This is a genomic window from Algoriphagus sp. Y33 (assembly GCF_014838715.1).
Classification (GTDB): Bacteria; Bacteroidota; Bacteroidia; order Cytophagales; family Cyclobacteriaceae; genus Algoriphagus.
Genome location: NZ_CP061947.1, coordinates 1,372,265 through 1,392,744 on the forward strand (window position 1 = coordinate 1,372,265; position 20,480 = coordinate 1,392,744).

Here is a 20,480-nt window from a genome sequence, read left to right on the forward strand (position 1 = left end):
AGTTAAAATATAAAAAAAACACCCATCTTGAACTAGCCTTGAGTGTTTTTAAATTGGGATCATTTTCTTAGCTGGATATGATTTCTACATAGAGTTGCTTGATATTGTTAAATAAAGTATTAACCAGATTATTCAAATGAAGGCATTTTTTACATCATTAGTTCTTTTACTGATTCTCTCTGTAAATATTAAATCTTTTGCTTTCGAAATATACGAAGTCACCAGTGATGTTTTTGTCAGATCTGGAATTGGTACAAGCAATGAGCCATTAGGTGTAGCAAAGGCGGGAGCTCAGGTAAATGTTTTGGATAAGTCAAATCCAAACTGGTATAAAATTGAATTTGAAGATAAGGTCGGATACATCTCAAGCAAATTTGTGAAATTAGTAGAACCTATAATTGCTGATTCTGTAGAGGAGGTGCCAATTGTAGATGTAGAAGAACAAAAGTCTTATCCTTTTGCCGGAGTTCTTATTTTGTTTTTCGCTCTTTTTATAATCATTGAAATTTCGCGCAGGTATAGAAAAAAAAGGATTGCATCATCCATACAAAAGTTTCAAGGTGCTCACCCTGAATTGTTTCAGGAACCTAAAAATATCAAAGTTGCTAATGATAATCGGGGTCAAATTAAGAGACTTACTACTCAGAAAGGAGCGAATCCAGTTACTTTAATTACTGATAAGAGAAAAACGAGTGGCGAAACTATTTTTGGATTAAAAGATAAGCCGATTCAAACCGTGCATTCAGACAAGAAACCGAACGTAATTACCCAGGCTCCTTATTGGCCAGATAGGGATGTTTTTAATTTGAATGTGATTGATAAGGCAACGAATGAGCAAAAGTTGTTTTATCAGTATTTCAAGGAGAAGTTTAAAGCCAATTCATTTTTGGATTTAAATGGAAATAATAATTACGCATTTGTTTTGCTTCATGATCTACTGGCCGAATATGAGAACCATCAAAATATAGGTCTACTGGAAACCCAGCTGTTTAATTTGGGAGCATATTATAGTAAGACAAAATCCTATGCTATAGGTTACCTAAAAAGCATTAAAAGAGAAATCGATGGTGCCAGTAATGAGGAAATAAGTTCCGAATTGATAGCAAGTCAAAATTTCTCATTAGAGGATAGTAAGGAGGACGAAAGTATTATTGATGTAACCATGGGGCCTTTCACTGCTGACTTAATACCTCAAAAGTCTGACCCTATACCCGTTCCCACATGGGCTCACCAATATGTCTATTCCAAATCAGACCTTAATTCTGCCAACTCAGAGCAAAAGATTTTTTATAATCATTTCAAACAGAAGTTTTTAAATGGTACTTCTCTGGATATCATGGGAAATACCAACTATGCCTTTGTATTGCTTTTTGATCTCTTGGATGAATACAGAAATCACTTAAACATCAACTTGCTGGATTCTCAAATCAATAGTTTGGGTAATAGCTACTATAAGACCAGATCATATGGTATTAGGTTTCTAAATGACATCAAGAAGGAGTTGGGAATACAATCAGGGTTCGCTGGCAATTTTACAAATCAGAAAATAGAAATAAAACCTGCTGACGAAGTCTTTTATGACTCTGAGCCTGACTATGTCTATTGGAAGGTTGGTAGTAAATACAAGGAGAAACTTGGGCTAAATGATAAAGAAGTAGTATTACTCAACAAGCTGTGGGAATCTACCACTAATTTCTGCAGCATTGAATTTTGCTATTTCCAGGTGATACAGCTTTACCTAGATTCTATCGCAATCTTCGCTGAACAATGTGAAAAATCCGGATCCAATTTGGAAAATGAATTTTTAATAGCTTCCGATCTGATTGCCAGGAAGATCTTTAGATATCGAAAAGGTAGCGCGAATTATAAAATGAGTGTAAAAAACACCTCTGATGAATTTTACACCACACTTTTTAAATTATGTGAGAATGCTGTCAGAGAGCATTATGGGCACAGGAGAAAGTTAAGTACAGAAATCCGTTATTCTGATCCTTTGATTAGCGAGCAGTTTGAAGCAAAGATAGCAATTCCTTTTTCGCACGTGATAGGGGAGCTTGTTATTAAGATTCCAGAACCGGATGAAGCAACCCAAAAAGAGCTCAATGCACTCAATACCAGCCGATGGAAAGATGAGTTCCAGAGAATTTGCGATACCTTTTCCGGTAATGAGAAAAAGTTTTTAGAAGATATAAAGAGCCTAGGTGACGTCAATGCGAAGAATCCTTCGATTGAAAATATTTTCTTTGAAGCATCAAAATTCATGGCCACTAAGGACAAAGAATCATCTCTGATCCTATACATGCATTACCTGGACCACGATCTCAAATCTGCCAAATTTGACAATAAAAAACTTACTAAAACTATTCAGAAAAGTCTTTTCAAGTCTCAAGAACAGTTGGACATGTTTGGGGTTATTGTTAACGATTTTTTGAAGTATCAAAACTTGGATAAAGCTATTTCCGCTGTATCGGAACTTTATGCTATAAAAAGAAAAAGAATCAAGCTGGATCGGAATTCAATTGAAGAGGTTAGGCAGCAGCATGCGGGAACGGTGCAGCTGCTCAATGAATTTTTGCAGGATGAGGAAGAAGATATAAAGATGGAAACCACTGATATGAGTTCGACGAAAGAGGAAATAGAAATCCACATTACTTCAGTTAAAGGAGAAGTAAGTGAATCCCCATTCTTGGAAGAAATTGAGCTTAAGCCTATACATTATTCAGCTTTGGAATTATTCTCAAAGAATAATTTTTCAATCCCGGTTAGTGAAATTGAATCTTTTGCGAAAGCAAATGGGGTCTTTCGGAATCAATTAATTGAAAGTATCAATGAGGCTTGCTATGAAGTGCTCGATGATATTTTAATTGAAGAGGATGAAGATTTTTATATTATCGAAGCCATGTATTTTCAAACTATTACAACCAAATAACCATGAACATTAAGCCAAAAGAAGCCACCGCTATTATCAATTCTCTCATCGGTGGAGTCGTCCCGAAAATAGGCGTTCAACATATTACCGTGGGTAGATCTTCTGAGATCAATGCCATGGTTTCTGCATTGGAAGAAGTGAAAAACGGTCATAGCATAGTCAAATTCTGGATAGGGGACTTTGGTTCCGGAAAATCCTTTATGCTGCATCTTTTGAATACCGTTGCTTTAAAACAAAAATTTGTTGTCGCCAATGCTGACTTTACTCCGGACAATAGGCTGTACTCAAATGACGGAAAGGGAGTTGCCTTATATGCGGCTATTATGGATAACATAGCAATCCAGACCAAGCCAGAGGGTGGAGCATTGCCCACACTTCTGGAAAAATGGATTGAGCAGATCATTACAAAGACCGCTGAAGACAATGCTATCCTTCTTACGGAAATTAGAGATGAAAAGTATTTGGGAATAATTCAGAATAATATCATGAAAACCATCAATGAGATCACTGAAGTTGGTGGTTTTGATTTTGGGACAGTAGTGATGAAGTACTATGAAGGGTATATCAAAGATGAGGAAGGCTTGAGAAGAAATGCTCTCAAATGGCTAAAAGGAGAGTATAAGACCAAGACAGAAGCCCGTCAGGATCTGGGAGTGCGTGAGGTGATCAACGACCTGAACTATTACGATATGCTGAAGAATTTTTGCAAGCTCTTTGTCAGCATGGGATACAGTGGGTTTATGATCAATCTGGATGAGGCGATCAATCTCTATAAAATTTCCACCTCTACCATGAGGGAAAAGAACTACGAGAAGATCCTGACCATTTACAATGACTGTTTTCAAGGAAAGGTGGGTAATCTATTTATCAATTTTGCGGGAACTAAAGAAGTTCTAGAAAACCCGCGAAGGGGCTTCTTTAGCTATGATGCGCTCAAAACAAGGCTGTCAACAAATAAATTTGAAACTGCTGAGATTAGGGATTTTGCTCAGCCTGTTATTAAGCTTCTTCCTTTGGATCACAATGAAATATTTGTATTGCTCAAGAAGCTGAAAGAGATTTTTGATTTTAACTATAAAAGCCATATTGATATATCAGATGACGAGATTCATCAGTTTATGGAAGAATTGTTCAATCAACCTGGTGCTTCTGAATTCCTTACGCCAAGGGAAGTGATCCGTGATTTTTTGAATATTCTCAATATCATCAGGCAAAACCCCAAAGTCGATAAGAGCAAACTTTTTGGCGAAGTGGAAGTGTATGATGAAAGACCTGATGACTCAGCCCTTGATGGGATAGAGGAATTGTAATGGGATACGACTTGCTTTCAGAGCCCATCAGAAGGTTCATCAGGGATAAAGGATGGGAAAGTCTTAGGCCAATCCAGAATGCTGCAATCACAAAGATAATGAGATCAGAGGATAATTATATCCTTGTCTCCCGAACAGCATCAGGTAAGACTGAGGCGGCATTTCTGCCGATTTTATCCAAGGTCAACTTTCTGGATAAGGGAGTACAGGTGTTATATATATCACCTCTTATAGCCCTGATCAATGATCAATTCGCAAGAGTGGAAGACCTCTGCAAATACCTGGATGTAAAAGTCACCAAGTGGCATGGAGAGGCTAACAGGACACTAAAAGAAAAGCTGGTTAAAGATCCCAATGGTATAATCTTAATTACCCCGGAATCATTGGAAGCTATGTTCATCAATCGTCCATATCAGGTTAAGGTTCTTTTTTCCAATCTTCGGTATGTGGTTATTGATGAGATCCATTCATTTATTGGAACAGATAGGGGGATACAACTCCAGTCAATCCTCTCAAGACTCCAGCAGGTAAACAGTTCAAGATTTTCTATCGTGGGATTGTCTGCCACCATGAGTGAAGTGAACAAATTTCTGGAAGTAAAATCATTTACAGGTGAAGTTGAGCGCACAAAAATCCTGATCGATAGAACTCCTAAGGAAATAAATGCAGTCTTCCGTTTTTTCAAAGCTGATGGCGAAGAGTTGCCGCTTGAGTTGTTAAAGGATTTGTACAAAGAGACCAAATATTCAAAGGTTCTGATTTTCCCCAACAGTAGAGGTAGGGCGGAGGAGGTTGCCGTCAAACTGAAGAAAATCTCCGACAGGGTCAAGGGGCACCCAAATTACTTTTCTCACCATTCCTCTGTGGACAGACAGGTAAGGGAATATGTAGAATACTTTGCCAAGAATAACACCTATCAAAACTTCTGTATTTCCTGTACTTCTACGCTTGAGCTGGGGATTGATATAGGTACTGTGGATGAAGTGGTGCAGATAGATTCCACCCACAGTATTGCATCCCTGATCCAGCGGGTAGGAAGAAGTGGCAGGAAAGATGATCAGCAGAGTAATCTGTTTCTTTATGCTACCGAACCATGGAGTTTACTCCAGTCTATTGGGTGCTGGTTGTTGTACAGAGAAGGATTTATAGAGCCTCCCCAAGTCACGGAGAAACCTTTCGATATTTTACTGCATCAGGCGTTGTCGATTACCAAAGGACATTCTGGATTACCCATTGCGGAATTAATTGATCAGCTTGGAACAAATTCCACGTTCAAGCACATCAAAGGGAGTGAGATAAAGGAAATCATTGATCATTTGATCGAAATTGATTTATTGGAAAAGATTAGACAGGAGGTGATTATTGGAGTGGAGGGCGAAAAGCTGGTCAATAGCCGCAATTTTTACAGCATGTTTGAATCCGAGGATAATTTCAAGGTGGTTCATGCGGGCAACAATATCGGAGAGGTTCCTTATTCTCCGCAGCTGGTAGAAGATGAAAATATTCTGCTTGCTGCCTGGATCTGGAAGATCAAATTTGTGGATGAGCAAGCAAAACGAGTGGAAGTTATCCCTGCATATGATGGCAAAAAGCCGATCTTCTTTGGTGGGGCTGGATCCATACATCCAAGAGTCAGGGAGAAAATGTTGGAGATACTTTATTCTATCGAGATCTATGAATTTTTAGATGAGCAGAGCAAAAGTGAGATTAACATATTGAGGAAGGACTTTTCGGTCTTTAATATCACAGATCAAGCCACCCAGAGACCTTTGAAGCTATCAGAGAAAAAGCTTGAGTTATTTACCTTTACAGGTAGCCGGATTAATAGAACCATTCAGTTCGTATTTGATATGGCGGGAATTACAACCATTTTGGAAGAACAAAAAAGTGCTCTGGAAATTAAGGCTTCCTTCGAAGAGTTTCAGTCCCGCTGGGGTAGCTGGAAGGTTTCACAAGCAGGACTAGATTTAAAGATTCAGCAAAAAATTGAAACCAATCCAAGTATTTTGGGTTTTTCAAAGTGGGCGATATACTTGCCGATTTCATATCAAACAATGCTCCTGAAGCAGAAGTATTTTGATTTTGATTCAGCGGAAATATTGCTAGATCAAATGCAACCGGTTAGGAATGGAAAATAGCTTGACTAGAGTTCATGATGTGCTTTTGAAAATAGCGTAAATGTCCAGTTTTTTCACTAAAAAACTGGACATTTTGAATCTTAAAAATAGTGTTCAACTTATTGAAGTTAAATTGTTTAAGGGTTTTAATTAGCCTTATCACCTAGGTGTTAATTTTAGGTGAGGTGCAGAAGGCGCTGTGGAAGTGGCCTCAGGGATTATGATATTGAAGATTTTTTCATCCAAATATGTTAACTGTTTACATATTTGGATGAAAAATAACCAAAATTAGTTTTTTTCGTTGTATTTTTGTATACTCTTTTGCGGGTAAATTAATAGCGTTAGTCTTAAAAACACCTAGATGATACTCAACTTTAGTGTCCAAAATTTTGGGTCTGTTAAGGAAAAGCAAATCCTGTCTTTTGAAGCGGATAGCTCCTCTCATTTGGAAGATCAATATGTGATTACTACCCAGAGTGGAATCAGGGTTTTGAAGCTTGGTCTTATTTATGGCGCCAATGCCTCAGGGAAGACTACCATCCTTCGGGCGCTTGATTTTCTAAGAGATCTGGTCTTGGAACCGGAGGAAAAGAAAACAGCGCAGCTTAAATTTTCTCCTTTTCTATTCGACCAGGACACCCCTCATAATCCTTCAATTCTTTCCATTGAATTTATCCAAAAGGAGATAAAGTATGCCTATACCGTAGAATTCAATAAAAATGCAGTCTTGACAGAAGAGCTGACCTTCTACAATCCGAGCAAAGCCAATATTTTCAGGCGGACTACAGATATTGAAAACCGGTTTACTGAAATCAAATTTGGAAGTAAGATTTCCGTGGATAAAGTTTACAAAAAGACACTGGAATCAAATACCCTCTGGAATAATACGGTACTAGGGGGGTATCTAAAGACGAATATCCAGATAAATGAATTAAGGAATGTGGCTGACTGGTTTGAAATGCAGCTCAAGTCTTTGGTACTGACTCATACTGAATTGGATTCATTAATTCTGAGTGAAATAAGTTCTGGAAAAATATATAAAACTGATATCTCACGAATTTTGAAAAGGGCAGACTTTAATATTTCAGATATAGTAATTGATAAAGAAAAATCTGAGGTTTCTTATGACAAAGAGCTATTTCATTTCGATCGAGGTATTGATCCTGAGTACTTTACAAATATTTTGAATTCTCAGATTTCCACGTCAATTGATTTAGAATTTGAACATACGGTTGGTGGCATAAAATATTTGCTACCATTTTTGGCTGAATCTCAGGGGACTCAGCGGTATTTTGGGTTTGCAGGACTCTTGGCTTTGATGATCAAGGGGTCAGTTATTTTCCCGATTGACGAACTGGAGACTTCCTTGCATCCTGATCTGTACAATCATTTTATCCTTTCATTCCTGATGAATACCAAGAATTCCCAGTTGATAGCCACTACGCACAACCGGGAAATTCTGGACAATAGGGATATCTTTAGAAATGACGCCATTTGGTTTACCGATAAAAATGAGAGCAGTGCTACTGAGCTCTATTCTTTGGATGATTTTGATTCTTCTGTGATCAGAAATACCAGTAATGTATATAATGCTTACAAGATAGGGAAGCTGGGAGGTGTGCCCCATACAGGAGACTTTTTTATCGATCTGACCCATGAGAAATAAAAAGAATATCCTTTCTAAAGGAAAACCTGTAGTTGCCGTAGTAGTAGATGGGGATACTGAAGCTTGGTATCTTAATATGCTCAAAAGAAACCATCCTGATTTACTGTTTCAGATCAAACCTGAAATTCCTCAGAAAAAGTCACTATCCAACCAATACGATAAGGTACTTAGTCTTTCTGATGACTATGACACTGTAGTATGGATGATCGATATGGACGTGATTTTAAAAGAGACAAGAGAGGCAAAAAAAGATCAGCCTAGACCTCTCGATAAATTTTTGAAGTATAAGGGCTTATTGGATTCAGTTACGAATGTCACTGTTATTATTAATCAACCATGCATGGAATTTTGGCTCTTGCTTCACTTTGAATTCACTCAGGCTCCTTTCGATGATTGTGCAAGAGCGGAGCGTAGCCTGAGAAAACATATGACAGATTACGCCAAAGTACAGAAATATTACACCAGAGAAGGAGATGATATATATTTGAAGTTAAAAGAAAGGCTGCCTTCTGCTATAGGGCATTCCAAAAAATGTAATGAGTTTGATCCTGAGAATCCGGATAGAGGACATTCTGGTATGCATAAGCTGTTTGGGATTTTAGGATTGTCTTGACAAGTTTTGACTTGCAAAAAGGGTGGAATTGCGCCCCCTTTTGCAATTAGTTACCCAGAGAAAAGACCCAATAGATCACCTCATTAAGAAGGTACTTTACAAGGTGGGCAATTTTGTAAACAGACCAAAAAACACCACAATTCCTTCACATTTCCTCCCATTTTCCCAAAAAATACCCTAGGATCGACTGTTTAGAAAATGTCCCTTTGGACATTTTTAAGGAGAGGCCAGCATGTAGGGGAGGAAGGACCGAGCGTAAAGAAAATGTCCTGAGGACATTTTTAGCGAAGGGGCCAGACTGCGCGCTGGGATGGTATCATTTTATTCCTTTTATTGCAGATGTCTTTTAAATACTGAAAACTATCAGTTACCGCTGCCAATCGCCCTCTCTTCAAGGAGAAGGATGGGATGAGGTAGAACAGCCAACTTTTATCACCCATCCGGGCTTAAATCCGGAACTCGCTTAATTCTGAATCAGAATAGTAAAATGATAGCAGAGCCGATCACCCTCTCTTTGCCGATCACCCTCTCTTTAAGGAGACGGAGGGGGATGAGGTAGGAAAGCCAATTACAAAATGGTAAGTATATTATGATGGAATTACATATCCCTCCCAGTCAATATGAGGTACTGACTACGGCAAGAGGGGCATTCTGAAATGTACTATCCTCCAGATATACATATGCCAGAGTCCTTCCATATCGGTCATACTTTTGTACATCGTATTCTAGTAGTACCTTCTTCCTTTTCAATAGATTCTTGACATATTCTGATGCTTCTTTCCCACCGGGTTGTTCTTCGGTGAGTCCTTCCCATTTAACTTCAGGGGTGTCAACTCCAATTAGACGGATCTTCTCAGTCTTTCCAGCATCCATCTTAACCCAGAACGTATCGCCGTCCACAAATTCGTGGATTTTGTAAGGGCCATATCGCTCTTGGGTGAAGAGCAGTGTGAACGTAGAGAATAAAACGTAGAGAATAAGAAGAGGCTTCCTCATGACAGTAAAGCAGGTTGCACTATCAATTTAAGAAGAAAACTCGAATCAATATTGGTCAAACTTCCATTTTTGTTACTTTTAGGATATGGATTTAAGCAAACAACTTTCTCATTTACCACCCCAAAAGCAATATGAAATTGCTAAAGCCCTTGATATTATTTTGGAAGTGGCTAATCCGGAAAAGGTCATTCTTTTTGGTAGCTATGCAAAAGGCAAATGGGTAGATGATATTACAGTGGAAGATGGTGTCACTTTCGTTTACCGGAGTGATTTTGATTTTCTGGTGGTGACCAAGGATAATTCAATCAAGGAATATGAGCTTAAAAGCAAGATTGAAAATAGGTCTATTAATTCTGTAATGGGGATTGTCAGTGCTCTTGTTCATAGTATTGATTACATCAATGAGGGGCTTTCTTATGATCAATATTTTTTCAAGCAAATAATTGAAGAAGGGATTCTCCTTTATGATACAGAACTAGTTGAATTTGTTAAGCCCACTGAGCTGACTCCCCTACAATTACGAGATAGAGCTCAGGAATATTACGATATTTGGTTTACGATGGGAGAGGATTTTCTGATTGATGCCCCACAAGCGTTGGAAAGAAAAAGTTATAGAGTTTGTAATTTTTACTTGCATCAAACAGTAGAGCATTTTTATGCTGCTATTTTACTTGTTTTTACTGGATACAAGCCTAAATCCCATAATCTTCAAAATTTGAGAGAATATTCTAAGCATCTTAGTACTGATCTCTATAATTTGTTTTTTTCGGAGATCGATGAGCATTTTGAATCTCAAATCTTTAAAAATTTGAAGAAAGGATATATTGACGCAAGATATAAGCTCGATTTTCAGATTACGGAGTCAGAAATGCTAGAGATGCTTGATAAAGTAATGCAGATGAAAATTCTAATTGAAGATTTATGCCTTAAAGAACTGGATCGATTAAACAATTTAATTACTTGACCTTGTTTTGGTAATCAAGCAATTCTTGTACGGAAAGTTCTAAAGAATTAGCTAGCTGTCTCAAATTGTAAGCAGTAGGATTTGCTCCTTCAGTTTCGTATCTACTAATCATTTGTTTGTCCTTGCTTCCCAACCTAGCGGCAAGTTCTGGTTGGGTTAGGCCAAGTTCCTCTCTCCTTAATTTTATATTTTCGCCTAGCTTTATTCGAAACGTATTAAGATCAACTTCCTTCATAATTTGAAGCTCTCTAAAGAAGTCTTAAAATAGGTCAACATAAATGTTGACTTTATTAATATTTTTTTTATATTTGATTAATTATCATCCTCGTTGCTGGTCTGAGAAGCCTAAAATTTCAGGATGATGGTCAATTTGATTTTAGACATTGGAAGTGCAGCCTCCTATTTTATTCGAGGCTCGGGCATCTTCTCAGGCCCCAGCAATGGGACAGGGGGGCTAGCACTTCCGGTATATTTGCCTATAGCAGCTCCTGCGCAGCAGGAAGGTGGCACTATGGATTTGTTGTTTCCATTAAAGCCCAAAAACCCAATCTAAGGGTTTGATTTTTAAGACCGATTAAGGGGAGGTGCACATCCCTGAGCAGATCGGTTACCACACACTCACGTCAGCAAGCTCAGAATAGCCGGTAGAGCTGACACCATTTAGTTATTAGTTATAACAATTGCTGGTTGCTCGGTTGGAGCAAGGTGGAAGAACTATGTCTGGTTTAGAGCCAAGAAGCAAGAGTCAAGAAGCAAGAGTCAAGAGTCTTGAAGCTAGAGTCGAGAATCAAGAAGCTAGAGAAAAGACTTGGTAATATGCACGTCATTGCGAGGAGGCCCTTAGGCCGACGCGGCAATCTCATTAAGGTTAGCTCTTAAAACACTGAGATTGCTTCGTCCTTCGTCCTCGCAATGACGGTCACACTGACGACTGAGATTGCTTCGTCGTACCTCCTCGCAATGACGGTACACACTTCGGTCTCCCGTCTCCCGTCTCCCGTCTTCCAGCTTAAAAATCTAAAAGCATGAAAAAAAACATACTCATCTGCTTAGTGGGACTGCTATGTCTTCCCACAAGCACACTCCCAGCACAAGTTGCTGATTCACCCGGGGCGGATTTTCTTCATAGGTCTAGCCCCATCGTCTCCCCTGAACAAGGAGACACCCATCGGGGCGGGGAAACCCGCTCCGATACTTTGCCGGAGGATTTTGATTTGGTTGACCACTCCGGACAAGGGCAGGAGGGCGAAGGCTCTTCTGCTTCGGTGGTGGGATTCTTTACACTGAAGGGAGAGATCCGTCCATCGGCTGACATACTGCCTCCGCTCCACTATGAGCTCAGGGAGCTGGAACTGGATAGCCGCTATGACTATGCTACTATCCTGCAGGATACACTGCCATTGGGAACAGGCCAGTTCTTCACGGGCACAGGTGGGATGAAGACATTTCAGGTTCGCCTTCCGTTGGGCCAGCCCATAGCCAGACTCCATTTACTCATAGGAAACCAGCCCCTGTTGGAAGATATCTGGGTCCAGCCGGGCGATTCCCTTTCCGTCCGGTATGACCGGAAGTCCGGCAGGCTGCTGTTTTCAGGGCCACAGGCCGGCAAGGCAAGGCTTCAGCTCCATCTGCAGGAGGCCGCCCGGTCGGCAGCCTTGGGAAGGAACCCGGTGATGATCCTCTCCGATGCGGCTGCCATGATCGGCAGCCCAGAAAGGGAAGCCCAATACAGGCGCGTGGAGGAAGCCTATCTGCCGGGATGGACACGGAAGATGGAGTGGCTGGAAACCGACGCCGACCGCATGAAAAGGGCCGGACAGCTGTTGGAAGCCTCCGGGGCCAGCCATCCGGTATTCGGGGAACTTGCGCGGTACAAAGGGGAACTTGACCCGGAATTCCACCGATGGCTCAGCATGTATTGGACAGGGAGGCTCCGCGGGGAAGCCCTGGAATTTGCCTCCTACGCCCGCCCCAAAAGCGATGACTGGGGCGAACTCCTGCTCCGGCACGGAATGGACAGGAAAGATCTGGCCCTTGCGAAAGCAGGAAAAACAGTCCCCGCGGAATGGGCTGAGTCTGTCTATCTGGAAAACCGTCTGTTGGAACAATTGACCCGGATCCCGTTTTTCAACCTCACCGCCACTCTTCCCCCCGCGCTGCGGGATCAGGTGGATGGGTTGTATCTGATAAGAGAGCACAAAAACCTTCCACAGGCAGATTCCCTGATCGTAAAAGCATTGAATCAGTCGGAAAACCCTTGGGTGGCAGAATACCTTGACAGACTATACCGTGGCAATCTGGCCGGTCGGGAAATACTAAACCGGCCATTTATCGGGGAAGACGGGCATAACGTGTATCCGGAATCATGGAAAGGCAAGCTGGTCTTTATGGACTTCTGGCTCAGCGGGTGCGGGGCCTGCCTCAAGTTTGCCAAAAGCCAGTTCCTGCCCCTGATGGAAAAATATAAAGACCATCCGGATATCCTCTTTGTCACCGTCTCGGGAGACAATGACAGGGCGAGATGGAAGAAGAGTCTGGCCGGTGGGCTTTATACATCCGCTGCCTCCCTGGACCTGTATTCCGGGGGTACGGAACATCCGGTACTCCGCCAGTACCAGATCCAGTCCTTTCCTGCCCAGCTACTGCTGGACAGCGGGGGGAAAATCCTCCGTACCGGGAATTTTCCGGATACCCTAGAAGGCTGGGACGAGCTGGTCCAGACCTGCCTGAACCGCCCGGTTTCAGAAGCCGCCTATCCAGAACCCACCAACCCAACTGCAAAATGAGACAAAACCACACAGTACAGTTCAGGACACTGGTGGTGTTCCTGATATGCCTGTGGCATGGCCTGCCTGTCCATGCCTTGCAGAACGACACACAATATACCCTACACGGGACGATAAAAGATGCGGAAACCCGGGAGCCGCTTGCAGGGGCACTGGTGTATATAGAAGAACCCGGCAGGTCTGTCGTTGCAGATCCCGACGGGAATTTCCGGCTGGAACTCCCACCGGGAGAATATAAGCTGGTGGTCAGTTTTATAGGGTACAAAAGCCACAGACAGCAGGTGAAACTACCCCCAGAATCCGGATTGGAGATTATGCTGGCCACCGAGGAATACGGGCTGGACCAGGTGGAGGTTGTTTCCACAGGATACCAGGAGATCCCCAGGGAGCGTGCCACAGGTTCCTTCGCCTTTCTGGACCAAGAGCTGGTGGACAGGCGCGTCAGTACCAATCTTATGGACAGGCTGGAGGATGTGACATCAGGCGTGGTTTTCAACAGGACTGCGGCAGGGGATGATCCCATTAGTATCCGGGGCAGAAGCAGCCTGTTTGGCAATACGCGGCCGCTGATCGTGGTGGACAATCTGCCCTACGAAGGCAGTATTGACAACATCAACCCCAATGATGTCGCCTCCATCACCGTACTCAAGGACGCGGCGGCGGCGTCGATTTGGGGGGCACAGGCAGGAAACGGCGTGATCGTGATCACGACCAAGTCCGGGAAATACAGCCAGCCGCTGAGGATATCAGTGCAGTCGAACCTTACGGTGACGGAGAACCGTGACCTGTTCTACCAGCCGCAGATGGAAATGGCCGATTTTATAGCCCAGGAGCGCCGCCTATTTGAGACTGGGTACTATAATTCCAGGATCAACAGCACTGCGCGCAGCCCCCTTTCTCCGGTCGTGGAGACACTGCTGGCAGCCAGGGAAGGAAGGATCACAGCCCGGGAGGCAGATTCGCGGATTGCAATGTATGAAGGACAGGATGCCCGCAGGGAATTGGCCGAATACTACTATGGCCCAGCTGTGCGCCAGCAATATGCGTTTCAGGTCAGCGGGGGAGGGAATGCATACCGCTTCAACTTCTCCGGCGGGTATGACCACAACAAAGGTGACCGGATAGGGGCACAGACCGATAGGATTACACTCAACGCCAGACAGGACTGGAAGCTGCTCCGGGACAAGCTGGAGATATCCTCGGGACTTTATCTGGCCAGGGGGAGCATTTTCACGGATACGGGAATTCCCAATCTCCATCCGTATGAGGCCTTGGCAGACAATCAGGGCAACCACCTTCCCGTGGTGGCCGGTGTAAATACAAGGTTTGTGGAAAGTACCGGGGGATCCGGGCTGCTCGACTGGAGGTCCATCCCACTGGATGAAATCGGCAAACGGAATGACCGGACAGTTTCCATGGATATCCGTGCCAACCTTGGTCTGAAGTACAGCCTTTTACCGGGACTGGATGCCCAAGTCCAATACCAATACTGGACCAATGGCACTGAGTCAAGGAATATAGAAACCGAGGAACTGTTTACAGTCCGGCACCAGATCAACAGTTATACCCAGATACTGGAAGACGGTAGTCTTTCCACACCTATTCCGGGGGGAAGCCGCTTTTCGCACAATACCGGAAAATCTTACAGCCATAACCTCCGCGCCAATCTGGCTTACTCGCTGAAAAAGGATTTTCACCGACTAAATGCCTTGGGTGGCTGGGAAATGCGGGATGTGCAGGGGTATGGGGACGGGATGGTGTATTACGGCTATGATGATGCCACCGGCCTGAGCAGTCCGGTGGACAATATCACCCGTTTTCCGCAGTACCACAATCCCGGAAGCCGGTTGGTGATTCCCTATGATGGAAGCCATTCCGGGACGGTGGACCGCTATGTATCCTATTTTGCAAATGCGGCTTACACTTATCGGGATAAATACCTGTTGACCGCCAGTGCCAGAAAGGACATGTCCAACCTGTTTGGGGTAGAGACCAACCGGCGCGGTGTGCCGCTCTGGAGTGCCGGAGCGGGATGGATTCTGAGCGGGGAAGGTTTTTATGGATGGGAAGGAATGCCCTATCTGAAGCTTAGGGCGAGCTTTGGGTACAACGGGAATGTGGACAAGGCGACTACGGCATTTACTACGGTGACTTATGCCACGAGCCGGTTTTATATCGCAGGGCTAAGGTATGGGGTGATAATGAACCCGCCCAATCCGGAGTTGCGGTGGGAGAAGATCCGCATCGTAAACCTTGGGCTCGATTTCGAGTCAAAGAACGGCAGGATAGGGGGGACACTGGAATTCTATTCCAAGCGTGGGGAGGATCTGATCGGTGACTCTGAGGTGCCCGATTCCAATGGGATGTACCGGTACCGGGGCAATTTTTCCGGGACAGTTACCCGGGGGGTTGATCTGACGCTGAACTCGGTCAACCTCCAAGGCCCGATCAGATGGAGTACCCAGTGGCTGCTGAGTGGGATAAGGGACAAAGTGACCTACTTCGACGGGGCCAGTTCGCCATCATTGTATATGGCTTCCGCTTCGAATATGATCCCTATGGAAGGCCGTCCGCTCTTTTCGGTTTATTCCTATCCTTGGGGAGGATTGGATCCTTCCAATGGAAACCCACTTGGGTATCTGGATGGAGAGCTTTCTGACAATTATTCCGGGATCATCTCTTCAATGACCCCTGAGACACTCCGTTTTCACGGCTCTGCAAGGCCGACCGTTTTCGGATCGTTAAGAAACTCACTGGACTGGAAGGGCTGGAACCTTTCCTTCAATATTTCCTACCGGCTGGGCTATTACTACCGCAGCCGCTCTGTGGATTATGCGGCACTTTCCAGGGGGGAGATTTCCCATGCGGACTACAGCCTGCGCTGGCGGGATGCCGGCGATGAACTGGATACCCATGTGCCTTCCCAACCGGATGTGCTGAATACCCTGAGACATAGTTTTTACAGTTCTTCCTCAGTGCTGGTGGAAAAAGGGGACAACATCCGGCTACAGGACATCCGGGCGGGATATTCCTGGAACCGAACCACAAATCCCGGACTCCCGGTGCCACGTATCGAACTGTTTGCCTATGTGAACAATATCGGGATACTCTGGAAGGCGACGGATGACTCCCAAGATCCTGATTATCCCAGTGTAAGACCGCTGAGAAGCGCTGCCATGGGCTTACGCATTGATTTCTAACCTTAATAATAACATGATGAAATCGAGCATGATCCCGTACGTACGGGAACACACAGAGGGATGATTATTTCCTAGGCGAGATTCCTCCCGATAGCCACCGGGAGGACCATTAAAAACCAAATTATAAACAGATGAAATCGAGCATGTCGAAAACGACACACACTGGGATGATTGTAAACCCTGCGAGATTCCATGTGGCCTTTGAAAAACAAAATATAAACACATGAAATCGACACGATTAAAATCATCATTAAACACACAGGGCAATGATTATTTTAACCGTCAAAGATTCCATGTGACCACTGAAAAGAAAATATAGACACATGAAAAAATATTTAATATGTATTTTATTAGGGCTATACCTGACTGGCTGTGACCGGTTTTTGGATGAGAAGCCCACCAAGGCAATCGATACGCCCGACTCCTTAGAAGCCCTTGATGCGATGCTCAATAATTCAGGTGTTTTAAACCGGTATTCCGCTTTGCCTTTATTGATGGGAGGTGAGTTTTATTCGGATGATGCAGGGATCAATGCCCTGCCGCCCTGGCAACAAAACCTCTATTTTTGGCAGATGGATCCGTTCCGGATTGATGACCAGATTTTTGACTGGCGTGACCTGTATAACAGAATTCAATATGCCAATGTAATATTGGAGTCTTTGGATAGAATTGACGAAAGAGGAAGAAGATGGGAGGAAATCAAAGGAACGGCATTCTTTTTTCGGGCAAACGCATATTTTGAGCTCTCCGGATTGTTTTTGGACGGACCCAACCTGAACGGAAAGAACCTGAACATCAAGATCCCTGTCAGGAAATCCGCCAAAATTGTCCTTACGCCGGAGCTGGCAGGAAAAGAGGAGATTCTGCAGATTATACAGGATGATATGCAAGAGGCAGAAAAGTTACTACCGGAAATGGCAGATAATCCTTTGCGTCCTGGAAAGAAAGCGGTATTTGCGCTAATGGCTAGGGTCTATCTTGATTGGGAGGAGTACGGATTGGCGCAGAAGGCAGCGGAAGAGGTGATTGAAATGGGGGTTGAGCTTTTGGACTACCGGGGATTGGATGCTGAATTGCGTTACCCTTTTGAAATGTTTAACAAAGAAGTCATCTGGATGAGCGAGGTAGGTGCATATAGTTTTGTCTATTCCCCTTCTTCATTTCAGGTTAACCCGGAACTGTTGGATCTGTATGGTGAGACTGATCTGAGAATGTCCCTCTACTATAGGACAACCCCTGCCGGATATGTGAATTTCAGGGGGAGCTATCAAGGCGAGATATCTCTTTTTGGTGGACTGGCAGTAGACGAAGTTTATTTGATCTATAGCGAGTGCCTGATCAGAAGTGGGGAGTTATTGAAAGCAGCGGAGGTTTTAAATGAACTTTTGGTTAATAGGCATCAGGAAGGGTTTGAGCCGGTGAGGTTTACGGATGAATTGCAGGCATTACAAATTCTGGTGGATGAAAGAAGAAAGGAACTTGTCTTTAGGGGTTCAAGGTGGGGGGATCTTCGAAGATATAATGCGGATGAGAGGCTTAAAACCACTCTCCAGCGATCCTATATGGGAGAAGGGTACGAATTACCGCCGGATTCTGAGCGCTACGTTTTACCTATTCCCAAAAGAGAGCTGAGCTTTTATTAAAAAAACAGGACCGGGATATTTATCCGGTCCTGTATGGCAAATTATTCAAACGATTATGGAAGCAATATAAACTGATGCACAGGGCTATCATTTGGACTTGTCATAGTGCTATCACTAAAAGTACAAGATTGTGAGCCCGGGATACAGCGATAATCTTCACCGGGAACAAGTTCATCGAGAAGATACCATGTTTCCCCATTGTCGGGAGTTCCATATTCAGGGTTGTTACCCTTTGGCTGGGTAAACGCAAAAGCGGCTACCACAGCAAGCGAAAATACACCTCCGCGTAGGAGGTTAATTGTTGTAAGTTTCATAAATTGTATTGGTTAAATTACTAATTAATCTCCGGTCGCTTTGGTGCATCTGTCTGACTCGGATCCAGACAGATCTTCCTTCCGAGAGGGGCGGCCGGATGTTTAAGCCCCCTGCTGTTGTCCGGCAACCACCTGGTGGCTTCACGGACCGTGTTGTCTTTTATAATCTGGCGTACTTGCCCATCGCATTCGTCGGGCTGCATTTACTTTGGCGTTTAATTTGTAACCTTTGAGGTTTGCCAAATCTCAAAGGTTTTAATGGTACCTCAGCTAGCGCAAAGTCTCACGACTTGTGCTTATCAAATTGCAGTCTCCTGACTGCCTTCCAACTTCATTTTTCAAACTTTTTCACCGCCGTTCGTGTCATCACGGACGGCTTAGATTTTGTTTGGTATTTTGCCAGCCATAGCTTTTTTCACCTAACTTGTATTTATATTACCCATTCCCCGCCTTCCGGAGGGCAGGCTTCTTTTCTACAGAGTTTACGAGACAAATCAATTTAAGCCCTGCCGACCGAGGGTGGTCTCACCACGCACTGCAGGTGAACTTTTAACCCTTAACAATAAATCCTTACCCTTTAAAGGTCTCCGTGCTCCTCACATTTTCTCTGTGCATCTCTGTGCTCCTCCCTCACCACTCCCCACACCGCTACTGCCAAAAACACCAGATTAAGCACCAGATGCTCCCCCCAGTCCAGACTGCCCAGCACCCCACCACAGGAGCAGGGCACTCGTTCTGTAAATCCCAGCCAGACCAGTGCGACATACCCTGTAAAGAGTACCATCAGCACCACACTCAGCAGCAATCCTATTCTTCTCCAGACCGGGACCAGCAGTAGTACCGCCACGCCCAGTTCCACTACAGGCAATACATAGAGCAGTACCTCAGCCATCCCTATCGGGAATACCTGGTTATACATCGCCATCCGCGTTCCGCTCCAATCATACACCTTGCTCACCGCAGTATAGGCAAAGAGTGCAGCCAGCAGTAAGGAGGCTGCTTCGGCAAGTGATTCGGTCAGTCGTTTGCCGCTGCTATCGATTTTTATTTCGGTTGTCTTCATTAGTTCATTTTTATTCGTTTTATAAATGCTCCCGCCCGGTTTCCTTATTAGAGGTGAGGGAAAAAGTAAGCTAGAGAAACCCACCTCCGGTAAATCGGAAAGAGCAGGAGCAGGGCAATCAGCAATTCAACTATCGGCACCGCATAAGCCAGCACTTCCGCCAGCTCACTGGGAAAAGTCTGGTTATGAAAGGCATTCCTGCTCGCCTTCCAGCGGATAAGTTTGTCCAGACCGGTATAGGTCCAGAGGAGGATTAGCAGGGTAGAAATGATTTTGTCCATATAAAAATGGTTTGTAATTTCTTACGTACTAAGTGGTTTAAGTTGGAGGTGTCAAGTTCCGCAAGAATAGCTCTGAAAGTCAAGAATCAGGGACATAGAATGGGTTTCGGTATGGATTTAAGGGATAATAGGATGTTTTTGTCATTCTTGCCTATGTAGTTTGATTGATCACTCCAATATGGGGTTTTGTAGCTCAGGGCGCAGCTGAATCAAGTTCCTGTCGGGTATTCAGAAAAAATCACAAACCAAGTAATGAGAGGATGGTGCTATAAATCCATTATTAATTAGTTCAAACTATTGTTGTGTTAAAATACTTTTGTATATTAAATTCCAATAAGGCCTTTTTAAGAATATCCAAGGGTGCGTTTTGGTGGACTATAAGATCGTTATAGTCATTTTTAGTAACTGATCAGAGTATGATTCTTAATCAAGGAAGTGTCATTTATGTCCAGGATATCATGTTGGTTACGGGAGAAGCAGATCGTATGCCTATAAAATCATAAAACAGGTAAAGGGTAATTGCGGGAAGTCAACGCTTCAACTGATTACTTTTCAGAAGTATGCTGAATTTCATGGTGTCCCAGTCAGTGATATTAAA

The 20,480-nt window shown here is 43.6% G+C and carries 15 protein-coding genes; 10 read left to right on the forward strand and 5 right to left on the reverse strand.

All coding sequences use genetic code 11. The annotated features are described in order from the left end of the window. Positions 1–136: 136 nt before the first annotated feature. The 5 genes from ID165_RS05630 (at position 137) to ID165_RS05650 (ending at position 8,635) form a co-directional block, all read left to right on the forward strand. Positions 137–2,929: a tellurite resistance TerB C-terminal domain-containing protein gene (locus ID165_RS05630; RefSeq protein ID WP_192349398.1), complete on the forward strand. Its 2,793-nt coding sequence runs from the start codon at positions 137–139 to the stop codon at positions 2,927–2,929. Positions 2,930–2,931: 2 nt separating this feature from the next. Then, positions 2,932–4,239 (forward strand): ATP-binding protein, encoded by a 1,308-nt coding sequence (locus ID165_RS05635; RefSeq protein WP_225586997.1) that lies wholly within the window; start codon positions 2,932–2,934, stop codon positions 4,237–4,239. Continuing rightward, complete coding sequence (locus tag ID165_RS05640; RefSeq protein WP_192349399.1) at positions 4,239–6,377, forward strand: DEAD/DEAH box helicase; 2,139 nt, start codon at positions 4,239–4,241, stop codon at positions 6,375–6,377. Before ID165_RS05635 ends, ID165_RS05640 begins: the two co-directional genes overlap by 1 nt. A gap of 340 nt (positions 6,378–6,717) precedes the next feature. Next, positions 6,718–8,022 carry an ATP/GTP-binding protein gene (locus ID165_RS05645; protein WP_192349400.1) on the forward strand — a complete coding sequence of 435 codons (1,305 nt, stop codon included), beginning with the start codon at positions 6,718–6,720 and terminating at the stop codon, positions 8,020–8,022. Beyond that, the gene (locus ID165_RS05650; protein ID WP_192349401.1) at positions 8,012–8,635 is read left to right on the forward strand and encodes an RloB family protein; all 624 of its coding nucleotides are present in this window, start codon (positions 8,012–8,014) and stop codon (positions 8,633–8,635) included. The genes ID165_RS05645 and ID165_RS05650 overlap by 11 nt, the downstream gene beginning before the upstream one ends. Positions 8,636–9,250: 615 nt before the next feature. Here ID165_RS05650 and ID165_RS05655 read toward each other — a convergent pair. Beyond that, entirely contained in the window at positions 9,251–9,631 is a 381-nt protein-coding gene (locus ID165_RS05655) for a thermonuclease family protein (protein ID WP_192349402.1), read from the reverse strand. 85 nt (positions 9,632–9,716) lie between these two features. Between ID165_RS05655 and ID165_RS05660 the strand changes: the two genes are divergently transcribed. Beyond that, positions 9,717–10,595 (forward strand): HEPN domain-containing protein, encoded by an 879-nt coding sequence (locus ID165_RS05660; protein ID WP_192349403.1) that lies wholly within the window; start codon positions 9,717–9,719, stop codon positions 10,593–10,595. Here ID165_RS05660 and ID165_RS05665 read toward each other — a convergent pair. After that, positions 10,588–10,830, reverse strand: a complete 243-nt coding sequence (locus tag ID165_RS05665; protein WP_192349404.1) for a helix-turn-helix domain-containing protein — start codon at positions 10,828–10,830, stop codon at positions 10,588–10,590. The genes ID165_RS05660 and ID165_RS05665 overlap by 8 nt on opposite strands. 123 nt (positions 10,831–10,953) lie before the next feature. Between ID165_RS05665 and ID165_RS05670 the strand changes: the two genes are divergently transcribed. From ID165_RS05670 to ID165_RS05685, 4 genes are all read left to right on the forward strand, one after another. After that, entirely contained in the window at positions 10,954–11,148 is a 195-nt protein-coding gene (locus tag ID165_RS05670) for a hypothetical protein (RefSeq protein WP_192349405.1), read from the forward strand. A 472-nt stretch (positions 11,149–11,620) separates the two neighbouring features. Continuing rightward, positions 11,621–13,381, forward strand: a complete 1,761-nt coding sequence (locus ID165_RS05675) for a TlpA disulfide reductase family protein (protein ID WP_192349406.1) — start codon at positions 11,621–11,623, stop codon at positions 13,379–13,381. After that, the gene (locus ID165_RS05680; protein WP_192349407.1) at positions 13,378–16,581 is read left to right on the forward strand and encodes a SusC/RagA family TonB-linked outer membrane protein; all 3,204 of its coding nucleotides are present in this window, start codon (positions 13,378–13,380) and stop codon (positions 16,579–16,581) included. Before ID165_RS05675 ends, ID165_RS05680 begins: the two co-directional genes overlap by 4 nt. Positions 16,582–16,904: 323 nt before the next feature. Continuing rightward, on the forward strand, positions 16,905–18,224 hold the full coding sequence (locus ID165_RS05685; RefSeq protein ID WP_192349408.1) for a RagB/SusD family nutrient uptake outer membrane protein: 1,320 nt from the start codon (positions 16,905–16,907) through the stop codon (positions 18,222–18,224). A 53-nt stretch (positions 18,225–18,277) separates the two neighbouring features. Here the strand turns inward: ID165_RS05685 and ID165_RS05690 are convergent, their stop codons facing one another. From ID165_RS05690 to ID165_RS05700, 3 genes are all read right to left on the reverse strand, one after another. Further along, positions 18,278–18,538 carry a hypothetical protein gene (locus tag ID165_RS05690; RefSeq protein ID WP_192349409.1) on the reverse strand — a complete coding sequence of 87 codons (261 nt, stop codon included), beginning with the start codon at positions 18,536–18,538 and terminating at the stop codon, positions 18,278–18,280. Positions 18,539–19,115: 577 nt separating this feature from the next. Further along, complete coding sequence (locus tag ID165_RS05695) at positions 19,116–19,601, reverse strand: MauE/DoxX family redox-associated membrane protein (RefSeq protein ID WP_192349410.1); 486 nt, start codon at positions 19,599–19,601, stop codon at positions 19,116–19,118. A gap of 47 nt (positions 19,602–19,648) precedes the next feature. Then, on the reverse strand, positions 19,649–19,882 hold the full coding sequence (locus ID165_RS05700; RefSeq protein ID WP_192349411.1) for a MauE/DoxX family redox-associated membrane protein: 234 nt from the start codon (positions 19,880–19,882) through the stop codon (positions 19,649–19,651). Between the last annotated feature and the right edge of the window lie 598 nt (positions 19,883–20,480).

Excerpts from the sequence above, each read along its gene's own strand:
- ID165_RS05630 (WP_192349398.1), top strand. The coding sequence starts at position 137 with ATGAAGGCATTTTTTACATCATTAGTTCTTTTACTGATTCTCTCTGTA.
- ID165_RS05635 (WP_225586997.1), top strand. The coding sequence starts at position 2,932 with ATGAACATTAAGCCAAAAGAAGCCACCGCTATTATCAATTCTCTCATC.
- ID165_RS05640 (WP_192349399.1), top strand. The coding sequence starts at position 4,239 with ATGGGATACGACTTGCTTTCAGAGCCCATCAGAAGGTTCATCAGGGAT.
- ID165_RS05645 (WP_192349400.1), top strand. The coding sequence starts at position 6,718 with ATGATACTCAACTTTAGTGTCCAAAATTTTGGGTCTGTTAAGGAAAAG.
- ID165_RS05650 (WP_192349401.1), top strand. The coding sequence starts at position 8,012 with ATGAGAAATAAAAAGAATATCCTTTCTAAAGGAAAACCTGTAGTTGCC.
- ID165_RS05655 (WP_192349402.1), bottom strand. The coding sequence starts at position 9,631 with ATGAGGAAGCCTCTTCTTATTCTCTACGTTTTATTCTCTACGTTCACA.
- ID165_RS05660 (WP_192349403.1), top strand. The coding sequence starts at position 9,717 with ATGGATTTAAGCAAACAACTTTCTCATTTACCACCCCAAAAGCAATAT.
- ID165_RS05665 (WP_192349404.1), bottom strand. The coding sequence starts at position 10,830 with ATGAAGGAAGTTGATCTTAATACGTTTCGAATAAAGCTAGGCGAAAAT.
- ID165_RS05670 (WP_192349405.1), top strand. The coding sequence starts at position 10,954 with ATGATGGTCAATTTGATTTTAGACATTGGAAGTGCAGCCTCCTATTTT.
- ID165_RS05675 (WP_192349406.1), top strand. The coding sequence starts at position 11,621 with ATGAAAAAAAACATACTCATCTGCTTAGTGGGACTGCTATGTCTTCCC.
- ID165_RS05680 (WP_192349407.1), top strand. The coding sequence starts at position 13,378 with ATGAGACAAAACCACACAGTACAGTTCAGGACACTGGTGGTGTTCCTG.
- ID165_RS05685 (WP_192349408.1), top strand. The coding sequence starts at position 16,905 with ATGAAAAAATATTTAATATGTATTTTATTAGGGCTATACCTGACTGGC.
- ID165_RS05690 (WP_192349409.1), bottom strand. The coding sequence starts at position 18,538 with ATGAAACTTACAACAATTAACCTCCTACGCGGAGGTGTATTTTCGCTT.
- ID165_RS05695 (WP_192349410.1), bottom strand. The coding sequence starts at position 19,601 with ATGAAGACAACCGAAATAAAAATCGATAGCAGCGGCAAACGACTGACC.
- ID165_RS05700 (WP_192349411.1), bottom strand. The coding sequence starts at position 19,882 with ATGGACAAAATCATTTCTACCCTGCTAATCCTCCTCTGGACCTATACC.